We start from the raw sequence: 15,958 nt of genomic DNA on the forward strand, positions 1-15,958 counted from the left end.
CATAAACCCTAAAAACTCTAAAGAATTAAAAGCAAAAATTGAACTTATAAAACATAAAACAACGCCCCTGAGAATGAATCTCCACTTTTCTCGTTTCCACGTCCTCGATGGGAATGCATACTGTAAAATAACCTGAAATATACACTCCAACGGCAGGAGCATGGGAGCGAAAGTTGTTTGAGTTTATGATATAATCTCAAATTATTGATGCAAGGAAAAACGATGCAAATATCTTTAAATATCAAAAATGAATCTATTTCACAAAAAGTTTTAGAGTTTCTTTCTTCTTTTAAAAAAGAGGAGATTAAAATTGAAACTATCGATGATAAGCCTTTTAAGGAAGAATCTCTCTCCTCTTTTGTAGGCATGTGGAAAGACAGAGACATAACTATAGAGACTCTTCGAGAAGCTGCGTGGAAAAAATAGTCTTAGATACAAATATTTTGATTGAAATACTCAAAGGCAATCAAGATATTGTTAGAAAATTAGAAGAATCAGGCTTTAGTTATGCCATAAGCTCAATTAGTGCGATGGAGCTTTACTACGGTGCAATCAACAAAGCAGAACTTTTTAAACTTCAAAAATTTATATCACTCTTTGAAGAGATAGAACTTAACAAGAGTATTTCTAAAGTTGCAACAGAACTTATTTTCGAATATTCAAAAAGCCATAATTTAGATATACCAGATAGTTTGATAGCCGCTACCGCAATCGACAGCAACTTACGACTCTACACTCTCAATACGAAAGACTTTAGATATATAGATGGCTTAGTATTGCTATAAAATAACCTGAAATACACACTCCTACGCAGGAGAAACTGTGAAAGAACCTCAAAAAACATTTCAAAGAGTGTTTCAAGCTCTCTTTGAAATAAGATAAAAACAGATCTAAAAACTCCCTATTTCAGCACTTTTAAACCCCAAAAAAGATACAATTATTTTAGAAAAATTCTATTTAAATATTCTTTTGCAGGTGTTTTATGCGCAGTCATTATAAGCAGGGTCTCAACCGTAAGCAGCAGTTACTTTTTCCTCCTAGTTTGGATGAGTATGTAGGTGAAAACAATAGCGTAAGAGCGATTGAAAGTTATGTGGAGATATTGGATTTAAGAGAACTAGAGTTTAAAAATCTTTCTAAAAAGTCCAATGACGGACAACCTGCATATCATCCCAAACTGCTTTTAAGAATTTCGAATTAAAATCGCTACTATTTAAAATATTTTTATCGCGTCATGCTGCTTCATTTAAGTTATCCCCTCTGTTATTAATGCAAATGATAAAGTTTTTTTCGCTCGCTTGAACCTGCTATATTTAGCTGTTTTCTGTACTTGGCGATGGTGCGTCTTACCATCTGGACTTTGAACTTCTCTTGGATGAGCTCTAAGAGTTTCATGTCACTTAGAGGTTTTTTTCTATTTTCCTGTTTTACCAGATTTGCCACAAACTCTTTTATGGCAGCGTTTGAGACATCTTCGTCTATGGCTGTTGTAAAGAACTCCTTCATGGCAAAAACGCCTCTGTTGCAGGCTATGTACTTGTTTGCAATGGCTCTTGAGATGGTTGAGGGGTTGTGTCCGAACTCATCTGCCAAAGTTTTAAGAGTTAGCGGCATAATCGCTCCGCCACTAAAGAACTCATACTGATACTCGACTATCATAAGTCCTACTTTGTAGAGTGTCGCTTTTCTCATGTCGAGGGCATCAACCAGACTTTTTGCCTCTTTGATTTTTTGCGAGATAAACTCATGTTCGACCCCGTAGTTTGTGTCTATGTGGATTGTAGGGTAGTAGGCATCGTTGAGTTTTACCTCTATCTGCTCTTCGTCATCAAAATATATCATCAAATCAGGAACTACATGTGCGGACTCCTCTTGATACTCAATGGCGGGGGGATTTTTAAAACTCCCAAGCACTCGCATGACCTCGGCAAAATTTTTCTCATCAGAGTAGGCATATATATTTTGTATATCTTCTATCACTTTTACCGCCAACTGGTATGCCTCATCGCTTACATCGGAGCTATCGAGTTGAAACAAAAATGATTCTGAGAGATTTTTGGCGGCTATGCCCACAGGCTCCACATGTGCAAAGCGCAGACGGATTTTTTCAAACTCCGCTATGTCAATGGCACTATTTTTGCAAAACTCTTCGCTATCGCCTTCATAATATCCGTTTTCATCAAGGTTTGCGACCACAAAAGAGGCTATTTTTTGGGAGAGCGGAGTGGGGAAAAGCGGGGCTTCTAGCTGCTCATCCAATATATCATAGAGAGAACGGCTCTGAATGGTTAAAGCCTCAATCTGCTCAGTTCTGGAGTTGCTTACAGAGTCGCTTATGATTTTTTTTGGGATTTTTTTCTCAAAGCTCTCTTCATACCCGCTTGAGACTTCCACAACGGGGTTTGCCTCGACAAATGGCGCCATCGCTTCGCCCAAATCACTGAGACTTGAGTGTAGAATAGGAAGCCAATTGCGTAGCGTATTTGAGAGTTTATGCTTGTTCTCTACGCCATGTGTCTGTCTTAGGGCCGCCATATTTTTTAAGCCGTTAAAGCTTAAACTCCTCGCCTAAATAATGCTTGCGTACATCCGCATTTTGTCCTATTTCAGCGCTTGTTCCGCTAGCGAGCAGTGAACCTGATTTTATAACATAGGCTCTATCGCAAACATCCAAAGTCTCACGAACGTTGTGGTCGGTGATAAGCACACCTATTCCATACGATGCAAGCTGTCTTATAACCATCTGAATATCCATAACGGCTATGGGGTCAACCCCCGCAAAAGGCTCATCAAGAAGCAGAAACTTCGGCGAATTTACCAAAGCTCTTGCAATCTCAACACGGCGTCTCTCCCCGCCGCTAAGGCTTATGCCCTTACGATAGCGAATCGGCTCAATGTTAAACATATCCAGAAGCTCCAGTATTCTCGCTTCTTGTGCTTTTTTATCTTTTATCTTTACCTCTGCGGCTATGAGAAGATTGTCCTCCACGCTTAAATCTTTAAATATAGAAGCTTCTTGGGGAAGGTAGCCTATACCTTTTAAAGCTCTTAGGTGCAGAGGCATGCCTGAGAGGTTTTCATCATCAAAAAAGACCTCTCCGCCGCTTGATTCAACAAGTCCGCAAATCATATAAAAGGTTGTTGTTTTTCCGGCTCCGTTTGGTCCCAAAAGTCCTACCACTTCGCCGCTCTTTACCTCAAGACTCATCCCTTTTACTATCTCTAAATCTTTTATCTTTTTCTTTAGCTCTACCGCTTTTAATGTGTGCATATCGTATACTCTCTTTTATCGTCAGAAATTTTTTCTATAGTTATCGTCATATTTTTAATCTCAGCCGAATTTAGTATCTCAGCCAACTCATCGTCGCCCCACTCCACAAAATGGAGCCCATCCTTCTCAAGCTCTTCAAGCATTCCCAAAGAGATAAAGTGACCGAGACCTTTGTTGTACATGTCATAGTGAAAAACCTTCTCTCCGTAGCAGTGCTGAAGAGAAAATGTAGGCGATGTCACTTCATCATCAATGCCTAGACACTTTACCGCTCTTTTTACAAAAGTTGTTTTTCCCGCTGCCAAATCTCCGCGCAAAATAACCACGCCGCTGCTGAAATTTTTAACAACATCCTCAACCAAAGAGCCAAGTTCTTCCAATGAAAGTAGATATTTTCTCATAGTTTGTTTGATATTTCAATGATTTGTCTAAGTTTTTCTTTGGCTTTTGATGTTTTTATGGCTTCTCGTGCCATCTCCAAACCATCTTGAATATCACGAGCCAAACCATCAACCATAAGAGCCGAAGCCGCATTTATAAGCACTATATCTCTCTGCGCATCCGTTGCCCTAGAGTCAAAAATGTTGTACAAAATATGAGCGTTGGCTTTTGCATCTCCGCCGACTATTGCACTAAGTGGAGCTCTTTTTATGCCATGCTCCTGCGGGTCGATTATAAACTCGCTAATCTTGCCATCCCTTAGGCGTGACGCGTAAGTTATATCGCTAATGCTTATCTCATCCATGCCCTCTTGCGAACTAACTACCATAGTTGAAGTCGCACCGTTCATCCTCAGCGCCTCGGCTATTTTTGGAACAAAAGATTTATGAAACACTCCCAAAAGAGACTTTTTTGCTCCCGCGGGGTTTGTAAGCGGCCCTAAGATATTAAAAATCGTCTTATCGGGTATGGTTTTTCTAACAGGCATAATAAACTTCATGGCAGGGTGGTGGCTTTGCGCAAACATAAAGGTAAAACCGCTCTCTTCAAGAAGTCTCGCACTCTGATTTATGTCCAGATCAAGACGCACGCCCAACTCTTCAAACATATCCGCACTTCCCGATTTTGAAGTAACCGAGCGGCTTCCGTGTTTTGCCACCATACTCCCGCATGATGCGCACAAAATCGCTACGGTTGAAGAGATATTGAAACTCCCTATCTTGTCTCCGCCCGTTCCTACAATGTCGATAACCCTTGAGTGTAAATCCTCAGATATCGGCAGCGGGATCGCAAAAGAGCGCATAACCTCCGCAGCAGCAGCTATGGTTTGAAACTCACTGTTTTCATCAAGTTTTACGCCCAAGAGAAGCTCTCTCATCTGCTTGTCACTCATCTCATGTTTAAAGAGTGACGTAAATAGTTTTTTCGCCTCTTCGTAGCTCATAAAATCTCCTCTATATACTCTTCTTGAAGGCTCTTTGGCGTTGATTTTGTCTGTGGAATCTGCAAAATTTTATACTTTTTCACAGAGTTTAGATAGTTTATGGTTATAACATCTCCAACTGCAATATTTTTGCTCGCCTTTGCCACAATACCGTTTACCAGCACGACTCCGTTTGCTATCATATCTTGAGATACGGAGCGCCTTTTTGTAATATTTACCGAATTTAAAAATTTATCTATTCTCATAAAACACCATCTGCATATTTTTTGTATATTGTAGAGAAATAAAACTGAAATTGATGTAAGAGTTGGAACATTTTTTGCATAACACTCATTCAACTTCTATTTATGTTGCAAATCTGCTTTTTTCTTCTGTATAATAACCCCATGCAAATAGATAAAGAAAAAATAATTAAAAACGCTATCATAATCGTATTGTCACTTATTGTTATTTTACTCCTCATTTTAGGGGTTTTAAACTCGGAGTTTACAAAACTGAAAAAATACGATGTTGATGGCAAATCCCCAAGAGAGAGTGCTTACAACCGCACTATACTCTCAAGCCTAAGCAATAGCATGAAAGTTTCAATCAGCAGCGACAATAGAGCAAATCTGGGTGATTTTGTATTTAATATCTCTGGGGATAAAAAACTTATTGCAAATATCTCCATAAAGTATAAACCCATAAAAAATGAGGACTCTTGGTTTAATAACAGTGATGAGATCAAGAAGGAGATTCTCAAAAAAGGGGTGATTTTAAGAGACGCAACAATAGACACAATGCTTGGGTACTCCACTGCCAACGCAAACAACGAGAAGATGAGAGAGAAGCTAAAAGAGACCCTAAATAAAAATCTCTCTTCATGTGAGATTGAAGAGGTCTATTTTAATGAGTTTATAATTCAATAGTCTTATTAACTGATGTTACGCACTAAAACGAACGCGTCCGTTTTTCTAAAGAAACTTCGTTTTGTGACAGGGACAAAAGTCCCTACAACCCCCTTATCATGGAGTATGCCATTAGTTAGCATACCTAAAAGCTACGAAAAACAAGTTTTTCGAGAACTACAAAGTATTTTTACGCCTTTTTTTGTAAAAGTGCGTAAGGTGATTTAATTAAATCTGCCGACTAAGCTGAGCTTATTTGGCACTCAAGCAGTTAAAATTGCGGCTGAAGAAACGGAATAATCTGCTTTTTACGGCTTAAAACGCCGTCTAACCATACTTGGTTATTTTGAAGTTTTATACCGAACGCCTTTTCGACTTTGCTTGCATCATCACTGAGAACAAGAAGCTGTGAGCCCTCTTTCATAATATCGGTTAAAAGAATCATGATGGTATGTAAACCCTCTTCATGCTTCATAAGTTTCATATCTGCAAACAGCTCATCGATTCTACTCTCAAGAATGGAGATATCAACCATTTCAAGCTGCCCTATCCCGACTTTAGTACCGTTCATATCAAAAGCTTTGTAGTCTCTTGTATTTAAATTTCTTGCACTCGCACCCTCAACCGCGGATTTTGCTATAAACATCTCCATGGCAAGAGCTTTATAATCCTCTATGTGGCAAATCTGTGCCAAATCTTTTACCGCTTTTGTGTCGACTTTTGTACATGTAGGGGATTTAAAGATTACAGTATCGCTTAAAATTGCGCACATCATCATCCCTGCTATATCTTTTGGAATCTCAACTCCGTGATAGTCATACATCTCTTTTATGATCGTGTTTGAACATCCAATAGGGCGAATCCAGCACTCAAGAGGAGTATCTGTCGTAATATCGCCAAGCTTGTGATGATCGACTATCCCTAAAATAGTCGCTTCTTTGATATCTTTTGGAGCCTGTGCAAGGTCTGAAAAATCTACAAGATAGACCTTTTCACCCGCATAAGAGGTTTTAAGCTCAGGCGCTTGTGCTCCAAATCTATTAAGTATAAACTCTGTCTCAGGAGATATCTCGCCTTGACGCGTAGCAATACAATCCTCTCCTAGCTTGTTTTTTAAATAGGCAAGAGATATTGCCCCTACTATTGAGTCTGAATCTGGATTAGTATGACCAAAAATATATGTTGACATCTGTGCAACCTTTAAAATTTTTTATAATTATACTAAATTTTTGTGTTATAAAATTTACAGAGCCGCTTTATTGCAATTAATGATATAATTTTGGGATGAATGAAGTGATAAACAGCGTTAACGCAGATATATTTTTTTACCACGCTTTGGTAGTTTTTGGTGCTCTTTTAATCATCGTAGTACTTATTCATATGCTCTACAACAGACGTACGCCAAACAGCATAACTGCTTGGCTTCTTTTCATAATTCTACTTCCCTATGTAGCAATAGTTTTATACTTTATCATCGGTTCAAGAAAGAGAGAACAGAAATATAAAAAAGAGACTCTATCTCTTAAAAATAGAACTACAGATGAGAATATACAAAACAGTATTGATAAAATGTTGAGAAATTACGGCATTGCGGACGCTGCGAAAAACAGTGAACTGAAGCTCTTTTTTGATGCAACGCAAACTTACAACGAACTTCTCTCATATATAAAGAGTGCAAAAAAATCAATCCTAATAAGCGCATTTATTTTTAAGTATGACAAGGTTACCAAAGAGATTTTAAACGCTCTTGTTAAAAAAGCAAAAGAGGGATTGGAGGTAAAAATTCTCATAGACTCTTTGGGCTCATTTCCTCTTTATATCTTTCGCTACAGGCTAAAAACACTCATACAAAGCGGCGCAAAAGTGGAGTTTTTTATGCCTGTTTTTGAGATGCCATTTAGAAACTATATAAATCTTAGAAACCATAGAAAAATCTATATTTTTGACAACGAGAGAGTTTTAAGCGGAGGGGCAAATCTTTCACAAGAGTATCTTGGTGCAAAAAGCGACAAAAGTAGGTGGCAAGATATTATGTTTCTAATCAGTGGGCAATCTGTAGAGCACTATTTTGAGATATTTGCTTCAGACTGGTTATATGCTTCGGGAGAAAAGTTAGAGTACGCCAAAGAAGCACCGGAGAATGAGGGTGAGATATATCTGCAAGTTGTTCCATCGGGTCCCGACATGGACAAAGATGTTCTTTATGAAGTTCTTTTATCTGCAATATACAGCGCAAAAGAGAAAATCTACATCATAACCCCTTACTTTATACCAAATGATGCACTCATTCAAGCGCTTATAATTGCGCACCACAAAGGGATAAATATCAAGCTTATCACGCCCAGAGAAGCAAATCACACCATTGTAAATCTTGTTAGAAGTTCCTACATGAGAGAGCTTGAAGAGGCGGGGATAAAAATATATCTCTATGACGGCGCGATGCTTCACGCAAAAGCTATAATTTTTGATGATGAGAGCCTTGTTTTAGGAAGCGTAAACTTTGACAACAGAAGCCTCTTTTTAAACTATGAAGTCGCTACGTTTGTCTACTCTAAAAAGATTATCAACGAGGTGGAACTTTGGGCGAAAAAGCTTATAGAGAACTCCTCATTCGGAACCAAAAACGTCTCTGCACCAAAGAGGGTTTTTGAGAACCTTATGCGAATACTCGCACCGCAGCTCTAGGATTTAGCCATGTTTGTACCAAAGAGTTTTGTAAAATCATTAAAACATCAAGAAGAGAGCCTAGGAGGAGAGTTCAGCCTTCTTTGCTGGAATGTGGCAAAACTGACACTTGAGAGCTCCTACAAAGAGTTTATAGAGTCGCTTATACAAAGCCATAACTTTGACCTGCTTCTGCTTCAAGAGGTTAAAAAAAGCCTCTCTCTTGAGCTGGATATTCACGACTACTCATATATATTGTCTCCGAATATAGAGACTAAAAAGCATGTTTTTGGAGTTATGAGCGCTTTTAAATCATCTTGTGAAGATGAGTTTACTCTCCTTAGCAAAAAGCGCGAACTTAGATATGCTACGCATAAGGTTTCGCTTATTACACATCATAAAATCACAGATGATGAAGTGCTTCTTGTGGTCAATCTGCATGCTATAAACTTTGTGCATAACAGTCACTTTAAAAATGAGCTCGACTACCTATATGACTCCATCAGTCACCATAAAGGAGCGATGATAGTAGCGGGTGACTTCAATACATGGAATATAAAAAGAGTGAGATTTATGGAGGAGTTTACACAAAATCTCTCTCTCAAAAAAGTTGAGTTTAGCGATGAAAAACATCTCAAAAAAATTTTTACAAACTCCATAGACTATATCTTTTACAGAGACTTAAATGTCACCTACTCTGAAGTGATTAACAGCAAAAAAATCTCCGACCATAACCCTATAATCGCAAAATTCTCTACTCTATAAACTCCACAACCTCTTCAAATGGCAATCTCAACTGAGATGACTGCTCCTTTACTCTATACCCAAAAGGAAGCAGTAGAGAGAGTTGATATTTATTAGTATCAAGTTCTAAAACTCTCTCTACATCCTCTTTGTCAAACCCCTCAATCGAGCAGCTATCAATTCCAAGTGTTGCCGCACATGTCATCATATTTGCCGCGGCAATATATGTCTGTCTTGCAGTCCAGCATAGTATATTTTCATCGCTGCTTAGAGTTTTGCTTAGATGCGATGCATACTTATCCATATAAAAATCAAGCATCTCCTGCGGCATCTCTCTTCTTGAGAATCTCTTTTTAACGACTCCGCTCTCTGGCTTTACGCTCTCTATGGCAGCAAGTATTACAACCAGATGCGAGCAGGTTGTGATTTGGGGCTGATTCCAGCAGTGAGGTCTAATGCTGGCTTTTAGCTCCTCATTTGTAATGACCAAAAATTTCCATGGTTCCATGCCAAAAGACGAGGGAGATTTACGCCCCGCTTCAAGTATCTCTCTTATATCTTTATTGGAAATTTTTTCATTTTCATCAAAAACCTTACACGCATGTCTAAAATCCATCGCCTCTTTAAATGTTTTACTCATAACTTCATCTCCTTATACTCTCTAAAATGTTATATACTTTTAAAACTATAACAATTGAACCCTCTTATTAAATCATAAACTAGATTCCAAGTCAAGCTTGGAATGACGAACTACCAGTTACCCTGAACTTGCACCACAAGGGTATTTCCTTTGGTCATTCAGGGTCTAATTCAATAATTGTTCAGAGGGTTCAATTTTACAAAAAGGAAAACAGATGCAAAGTATCATCGCAAGTATTGATTTTGAGGCTCTTTTAAAACTCTCTATAACTGTAGGCTTAAGCATAATCGCCGCAATAATTGCCTATTTGGTATCAAAAAAATATATTGTAAAAATTATCCACAAACTCATATTTAAAACAAAGTCAAACTGGGACGACACTTTTATCAAAACTGGCTTTTTTGAACAGCTCGCCCACCTTGTTCCGCCGCTTGTAATTCTCTATTTCTCAAGCATGTACCCAGAAAATTTACAAGATGCACTATCACAAATTGTCGGTTTTTGGATAGCAATTGTAGTTATTAAAAGCATAGATAAGTTTCTCTCGGCTCTTTTAGAGATATACAACTCTCTTGAAGTCTCAAAAGATAAGCCCATAAAAGGGTATATCCAACTGCTGAAAATGTTTGTCTATATTTTAGGTTTTATAATCGCCGTGTGTGTTTTGGCAGGCGTCTCTCCATGGGGCGTTCTAAGCGGCGTGGGTGCCTTTACCGCAGTACTTATGTTTATCTTTAAAGATACTATCCTCTCCCTTGTCGCAAGTGTGCAGATTGTGGCAAACGACCTCTTTAAAGTCGGAGACTGGATAGAAGCTGAGAGTTTTGGAGTCGACGGAGAGGTAATTGATATCGCCCTTCACTCTGTTAAGGTACAAAACTGGGACAAAACCATCGTAACGATTCCGACTCATAAGTTTATGGAGAACTCCTTTAAAAACTGGCGCGGGATGAGTGATAGTGGAGGAAGAAGAATAAAAAGAGCTCTTTTTATAGATGTAAACTCCATAAAGTTCTGTACTCCGGAGCTTTTGCAAAAGCTTAACAAAATAGAGATTATCAAAGATTACCTTCAAGAGAAGCAGAAGGTTGTAGACACTACGGATGAGATAACATTGAACAAGAGAAAGCTCACAAATATAGGAACTTTTAGGGAGTATGTCAAAAGATATTTACAGAAAAATCCAAACATTGACAGCAAAAACTTCACATTTATAGTCAGACAACTGCAGCCGACTTCAAAAGGGGTTCCGCTTGAGGTCTACGCTTTTAGCAACAAAAACAAATGGGCAGAGTATGAGGATATACAGTCGGATATTTTCGACCATCTTCTAGTTGCCCTAAAAGAGTTTGATCTTAGACTATATCAAGAGCCCTCAGGAGAGTTTGGCGTGATTAAATAGTGCTTTTTATATATTCATGAACCTCGAGAGCACTTCCTCTAAAAGCAACTAGATTAGCGCGCTTTTGTATCTGATAGTCATACATCGGGTCATAATACTCACTCAGCAGATACTCTACCCACTCCTTGTACTTCTCAAAAGAGCCGCTTCTCTTCTGCTCTTGGAGTGCATCTTCAAAAATAGCCAAAACCTCACTATATTTCTGATTTCCAAGTCGTCTTTTTATGCGGTACATGGCGTTTTGTATACTCTCTTGCCAAGCATTAAGAGCATCTGTAAAACCTGCTCCCTCGTACGCTTTTTGCGCCTCTATGACATATTCGTTGAGGGTTATCTCTATTCTCTCATCCAAAGGCGTCTCAAGTATAACAAGAGGCGAATTTGACATAACCGGAGTAAAGCTATCGGGCATAAACAGACTGCCGATATGTTTTCCCTCATCCTCAAAAACAAGAGTTCCAAGCCCCTCCTCCCTCTTTTGAATCAGTTGATATGTCAGGTTGTTCTCAAAGTCGATCTGCGAAGTTTGCGGTGTAATCTTTTGCCCAAAAGATGAACCTCTGTGGTTTGCCAAACCTTCAAGGTCGATTGCATTTTGCATCTTCTTAAGCTCTATGGTCTTTCCTGAGCCGGTTCTTCCGCCGAGGACTATGGGTTTAAAATGCTCACAAGAACTCTCAAGCTCACGTAGCAAATAACCTCTAAAAGCTTTATAACCGCCCTTTAAGCGCACTATCTCTCGACCTCTCTCTCCAATCCACTGCTGCGCAATCTTAGAGCGCTGTCCACCTCTAAAGCAGTAGAGAAGCGCATCTGGATTTGCATCCATAAAATCAAGCCACGCCTGCACCCGCTGCTCTTTTATAGCACCGCTCACAAGCTCATGTCCTAGTTCTACAGCCTTTGCATTGCCTCTATTTTTATAACATATACCTACTTCATGTCTCTCTTCATCACTCATAATAGGAAGATTTAGGGCATTAAAAAATGCACCTTTTTTAAACTCAATAGGTGCGCGGACATCGATAAGCGGGGTATTGTTTAAAACAATGGATTTGAAATCATCAAAGAGTTCCGACACCTATAAAACCTCTACCAAATGTTTGCCCTGTGCCACCGTTTCTCCGATTGGCTCAAGTTCCAGACCTGCCGCGCGCGCTGTTTCATAAAATGCATCCACGCCATCTTTTCTAACCATCACAAGCAGCCCGCCCGATGTCTGTGCATCGCAGAGTATCTCTCTTTGTTTCTCGCTCATTTGAGAGATTTTATGACCGTAGCTCATAAAGTTTTTACGAGAACCTCCAGGTATGCAGCCAAGCGCTCTATATTTTTCAACATTTAAAAGAAGCGGAACTTTCTCAAACCAAATATTTGCGCTAATTTCGCTTGCTTCACACACCTCACTTAAATGTCCCAAAAGACCAAACCCGGTAATGTCGGTCATGGTAACAACACACTCAAGAGATGCCAATGCACTACCCGATTTATTGAGCGTAACCATAGCTTCAATAGCCGCATCTATGTCGCCCGCTTCAATCTTTTTTTGCTTTTGCGCGGTTGTAAGTATGCCGATGCCTATGGGTTTTGTAAGAAATATAAAACAATTCTCCTCGCCGCCGCTGTTTTTCATAAGGTTTTTGTTCTCAACCAACCCCGTAACAGCCAGTCCAAAAATCGGCTCAGGAGAGTCTATGGAGTGTCCGCCCGCAAGAGGGATGCCCGCATCTTCACATGCCGCACGACCTCCCTCTATCACCTGACGCGCCACATCCGAGCTTAGTTTATCAATCGGCCATCCAAAGATGGAGATAGCCATAAGAGGCTTCCCGCCCATAGCGTATATGTCACTTAGTGCATTTGTCGCAGCAATGCGCCCAAAAGTAAAAGGGTCATCCACGATAGGCATAAAAAAGTCCGTCGTAGACAAAACAGATGTTCCGTTACCCAAATCATAAGCCGCCGCATCATCTTTATGCTCGTTTCCCACAAGAAGCTCTGGAAAGAGAGTGCTTGAGATGTTGGTCTTTAGTATCTCATCAAGAAGCATCGGTGAGATTTTACATCCGCACCCAGCTCCATGGCTATACTCTGTAAGTTTCACTTTTTCCATTATTTCCCTTTATTATGCAGCGCTAGCTCTTTTTTTAGATATTCGCCCGTATAAGAGCCTGTTTTTTTATGCTCGTCTGCCACTTTTTCAGGGCTTCCCTCAGCGATTATAAGACCGCCGCCGCTTCCGCCCTCTGGTCCCATGTCGATGACATAGTCGGCATTTTTTATCATGTCGAGATTATGCTCGATTATAAGCACCGAGTTGCCAAGCTCTACGAACTTGTGAAGGACGCCAGTAAGTCTGTCAACGTCAGCAAAATGAAGTCCCGTCGTCGGTTCATCGAGTATGTAAAGAGTTTTGCCAGTGTCTTTGCGGCTTAGCTCTTTACTTAGTTTGATTCTTTGTGCCTCACCGCCTGATAGCGTTACGGCATTTTGACCCAAAGTTATATAGCCAAGACCTACATCGACAAGTGTTGACATAATCTGGTTTATCTTTGGAATGGGTCTAAAAAACTCATGTGCCTCATCGACACTCATTCTTAAAACATCCGATATATTTTTGCCCTTGTAAAAAACCTCTAACGTCTGCTGATTGTAGCGCGTGCCTTTACATGTGTCACACTTAACCATAATGTCCGGTAAAAAGTGCATCTCAATCTTGTTTTCGCCCTCGCCTTGACATTTCTCGCATCTTCCGCCTTTGACGTTAAAGCTGAATCTAGAGCTTGTATAGCCTCGTATCTGTGCCTCTTTTGTCTGCGCGAAGAGATTTCTTATCTCATCCATAACACCCGTATATGTTGCGGGGTTTGATCTTGGAGTTCGTCCTATCGGGCTTTGATCGAGATAGATGACTTTGTCTACATGTTCAAGCCCCGTTATCTCAACACCCGCTACTTTGTTGACTTTTCTTGCATGATTTAAAAGCTCTCTCGCTGTGGGAAGAAGTGTTTGAAGCATCAAAGAGCTCTTCCCGCTTCCGCTCACACCTGTTATACATACAAAGTTATTTAGGGGGATTCTTGCACTTAAGTTCTCTATATTGTTAAGTGTGACGTTTTTAATCTCTATAAATTTATCCTGTTTGCGTCTATAAAAATACTCTATCTTTTTTCTGCCGTAAAGATAATCAGCTGTGAGAGTTTTTGCCTTTTTTAACTTATCAAGCGTTCCTGCAAAAACAACATCTCCACCAAATTTTCCGGCGCCCGGTCCGATATCTACGATAAAGTCCGCATTTTCAATAGTCTCTTTGTCATGTTCGACGACTATAACGCTGTTTCCCTTCTCCTGTAGGCTTCTGAGCGTGCGGATAAGTTTAAGAGTATCTCTCTCATGTAGTCCGATACTCGGCTCGTCTAAAACATACAAGACACCCGTTAAACCGCTGCCGATTTGTGAAGCGATGCGGATTCTCTGCGCTTCTCCCCCACTTATGGTTCTTGCGTCACGCCCAAGGGTAATGTAGCCAAGTCCGACATCAAACAAAAAGTAGAGTCTCTCTCGTATTTCATTTAAAATCGGAGCACCTATTTGAGTATTTTGTTTTGAAAGATTTGTAAAATTATTCTCATCCCTAAACCACTCATAACTCTTTGAAATCGGCATATCTAAAATGTCTGCGATTCCTTTGCCTGCAACTTTTACGGCGAGCGACTCTCTTTTGAGTCTATTTCCATTACAGACATTGCAGACTTTTTCACTCATATAGTCAGCCAGCTCTTTCTCATCTTTAAACATGTCGTAGGCTATCTTTATAATCCCTGGCCAGACTCTCTTTACCTCATGGTTTTTCCATAAAAAACTCACTTCGTCAATTCCGCCGTGTAGTATCGCTTTTTGCTTATACTCAGGCAGTTCACTGTAGGGCACGGTAATGTCAATGTCGTTTGCCGCGCAAAAGCCCTTTAAAAAAGTAAAGTAGTACCCTTTGTTAAAGCCGTATATAATCTTAACCGCACCCTTTTCTATACACAAATCTCTATCGATTATCTTATCATGGTCAAGCGCGTAGCGAAGTCCAAGACCGTCACATTCGCCACAAGCTCCTTTTGGCGAATTAAAAGAAAAAGATAACGGCTCAAGAGGGTCAAAACTTATCTTACAATCAAAACATGCATTGTGTTCGCTGTAGTGAATACTTTGCTGTTTAAGACCAAGCTCTTCATGGTTTAGTATATCAACCTCCAGCTCGCCGTAGCTCTCTTTGAGCGCTTTTTCAACGTCTGCTGCAATTCTCTCTTTGTTCTCTTCTTTGACTACAACTCTGTCGATAACGACCTTAATAGTATGTTTTTTTGTTTTACTCAGCTCTATCTCTTCATCGAGTCTAACCATAACGCCATCAATCATGGCACGCACATACCCTTTGTGTGACAAAGACTCCAGCACATCATGAAAGCTTCCCTTTTTTTCGCGCACAAGTGGAGCCAGAAGAACAAGCTTTGCGCCCTCTGGAAGTTTTGCAACTTCAGCAATAATATCAGAAGCGCTCATATGAGAGACGACTTTGGAACATTTATGGCAGTGCTGTATACCTACTCGTGCAAAAAGAAGTCTTAAGTAGTCATATATCTCGGTAATCGTTCCCACTGTCGAGCGTGGATTTTTTGACGTTGTTTTTTGATCAATGGCAATAGCGGGAGTAAGCCCTTCTATCTTATCAACATCAGGCTTGCCGACGCGATCTAAAAACTGTCTTGCATACGATGAGAGAGACTCCATGTAGCGTCTCTGCCCCTCCGCGTACAGTGTATCAAAAGCTAAAGTAGACTTTCCGCTTCCGCTTAGTCCTGTAAAAACAACCAACTTATTTTTTGGAATCTCAAGCGATATATTTTTTAAATTATTCTCTCTAGCGCCTACTATTTTTATAACATCTTTATTTTTCATTTATAACCAACAATCC

At 39.8% G+C, this 15,958-nt stretch carries 17 protein-coding genes; 7 read left to right on the plus strand and 10 right to left on the minus strand.

Annotated features, from left to right (window positions below; all coding sequences use genetic code 11):
- Positions 1-222 precede the first annotated feature (222 nt).
- From IBX42_RS05320 to IBX42_RS05330, 3 genes are all read left to right on the plus strand, one after another.
- Positions 223-426, plus strand: coding sequence for a hypothetical protein (locus IBX42_RS05320; protein WP_294929916.1), 204 nt, complete (start codon positions 223-225; stop codon positions 424-426).
- On the plus strand, positions 414-785 hold the full coding sequence (locus IBX42_RS05325) for a type II toxin-antitoxin system VapC family toxin (RefSeq protein ID WP_294929918.1): 372 nt from the start codon (positions 414-416) through the stop codon (positions 783-785). The genes IBX42_RS05320 and IBX42_RS05325 overlap by 13 nt, the downstream gene beginning before the upstream one ends.
- Positions 786-982: 197 nt before the next feature.
- On the plus strand, positions 983-1,201 hold the full coding sequence (locus tag IBX42_RS05330) for a hypothetical protein (protein ID WP_294929920.1): 219 nt from the start codon (positions 983-985) through the stop codon (positions 1,199-1,201).
- A 65-nt stretch (positions 1,202-1,266) separates the two neighbouring features.
- Here IBX42_RS05330 and IBX42_RS05335 read toward each other — a convergent pair whose 3' ends face one another.
- From IBX42_RS05335 to IBX42_RS05355, 5 genes are read right to left on the minus strand one after another with little or no spacing between them, the layout of a single operon-like run.
- Complete coding sequence (locus IBX42_RS05335) at positions 1,267-2,535, minus strand: RNA polymerase factor sigma-54 (protein WP_294929923.1); 1,269 nt, start codon at positions 2,533-2,535, stop codon at positions 1,267-1,269.
- Between the two features lie 13 nt (positions 2,536-2,548).
- Complete coding sequence (lptB, locus tag IBX42_RS05340; protein ID WP_294929928.1) at positions 2,549-3,271, minus strand: LPS export ABC transporter ATP-binding protein; 723 nt, start codon at positions 3,269-3,271, stop codon at positions 2,549-2,551.
- Entirely contained in the window at positions 3,259-3,672 is a 414-nt protein-coding gene (gene tsaE, locus IBX42_RS05345; protein ID WP_294929931.1) for a tRNA (adenosine(37)-N6)-threonylcarbamoyltransferase complex ATPase subunit type 1 TsaE, read from the minus strand. The genes lptB and tsaE overlap by 13 nt, the downstream gene beginning before the upstream one ends.
- Complete coding sequence (gene trpD / locus IBX42_RS05350; protein ID WP_294929934.1) at positions 3,669-4,655, minus strand: anthranilate phosphoribosyltransferase; 987 nt, start codon at positions 4,653-4,655, stop codon at positions 3,669-3,671. The genes tsaE and trpD overlap by 4 nt, the downstream gene beginning before the upstream one ends.
- Complete coding sequence (locus tag IBX42_RS05355; protein ID WP_294929937.1) at positions 4,652-4,900, minus strand: RNA-binding S4 domain-containing protein; 249 nt, start codon at positions 4,898-4,900, stop codon at positions 4,652-4,654. The genes trpD and IBX42_RS05355 overlap by 4 nt, the downstream gene beginning before the upstream one ends.
- Before the next feature lie 141 nt (positions 4,901-5,041).
- Here IBX42_RS05355 and IBX42_RS05360 point away from each other — a divergent pair, with 141 nt between their 5' ends.
- Positions 5,042-5,563, plus strand: a complete 522-nt coding sequence (locus tag IBX42_RS05360; protein ID WP_294929940.1) for a flagellar basal body-associated FliL family protein — start codon at positions 5,042-5,044, stop codon at positions 5,561-5,563.
- Between the two features lie 250 nt (positions 5,564-5,813).
- On the opposite strand, the gene IBX42_RS05365 is transcribed toward IBX42_RS05360, so the two are convergent.
- Positions 5,814-6,731 (minus strand): manganese-dependent inorganic pyrophosphatase, encoded by a 918-nt coding sequence (locus tag IBX42_RS05365; RefSeq protein ID WP_294929943.1) that lies wholly within the window; start codon positions 6,729-6,731, stop codon positions 5,814-5,816.
- Between the two features lie 95 nt (positions 6,732-6,826).
- Between IBX42_RS05365 and cls the strand changes: the two genes are divergently transcribed.
- A complete protein-coding gene (cls, locus tag IBX42_RS05370) occupies positions 6,827-8,227 on the plus strand; it encodes a cardiolipin synthase (RefSeq protein ID WP_294929946.1) in 1,401 nt (466 codons plus the stop codon).
- Between the two features lie 9 nt (positions 8,228-8,236).
- Positions 8,237-8,971: an endonuclease/exonuclease/phosphatase family protein gene (locus IBX42_RS05375; protein ID WP_294929948.1), complete on the plus strand. Its 735-nt coding sequence runs from the start codon at positions 8,237-8,239 to the stop codon at positions 8,969-8,971.
- On the opposite strand, the gene IBX42_RS05380 is transcribed toward IBX42_RS05375, so the two are convergent.
- Positions 8,961-9,590 carry an NAD(P)H-dependent oxidoreductase gene (locus tag IBX42_RS05380; RefSeq protein ID WP_294929950.1) on the minus strand — a complete coding sequence of 210 codons (630 nt, stop codon included), beginning with the start codon at positions 9,588-9,590 and terminating at the stop codon, positions 8,961-8,963. The genes IBX42_RS05375 and IBX42_RS05380 overlap by 11 nt on opposite strands.
- A gap of 214 nt (positions 9,591-9,804) precedes the next feature.
- Here IBX42_RS05380 and IBX42_RS05385 point away from each other — a divergent pair, with 214 nt between their 5' ends.
- The gene (locus tag IBX42_RS05385) at positions 9,805-10,992 is read left to right on the plus strand and encodes a mechanosensitive ion channel family protein (protein ID WP_294929952.1); all 1,188 of its coding nucleotides are present in this window, start codon (positions 9,805-9,807) and stop codon (positions 10,990-10,992) included.
- Here the strand turns inward: IBX42_RS05385 and mnmH are convergent.
- Genes mnmH through uvrA form a run of 3 tightly spaced genes read right to left on the minus strand, consistent with a single transcriptional unit; the run spans position 10,985 to position 15,942 of the window.
- On the minus strand, positions 10,985-12,073 hold the full coding sequence (gene mnmH, locus IBX42_RS05390; protein ID WP_294929954.1) for a tRNA 2-selenouridine(34) synthase MnmH: 1,089 nt from the start codon (positions 12,071-12,073) through the stop codon (positions 10,985-10,987). The genes IBX42_RS05385 and mnmH overlap by 8 nt on opposite strands.
- A complete protein-coding gene (gene selD / locus IBX42_RS05395; protein WP_294929994.1) occupies positions 12,074-13,108 on the minus strand; it encodes a selenide, water dikinase SelD in 1,035 nt (344 codons plus the stop codon).
- A complete protein-coding gene (gene uvrA, locus IBX42_RS05400; RefSeq protein WP_294929956.1) occupies positions 13,105-15,942 on the minus strand; it encodes an excinuclease ABC subunit UvrA in 2,838 nt (945 codons plus the stop codon). The genes selD and uvrA overlap by 4 nt, the downstream gene beginning before the upstream one ends.
- Positions 15,943-15,958: the final 16 nt, after the last annotated feature.

Source organism: Sulfurimonas sp., assembly GCF_014859695.1.
Taxonomy (GTDB): domain Bacteria; phylum Campylobacterota; class Campylobacteria; order Campylobacterales; family Sulfurimonadaceae; genus Sulfurimonas.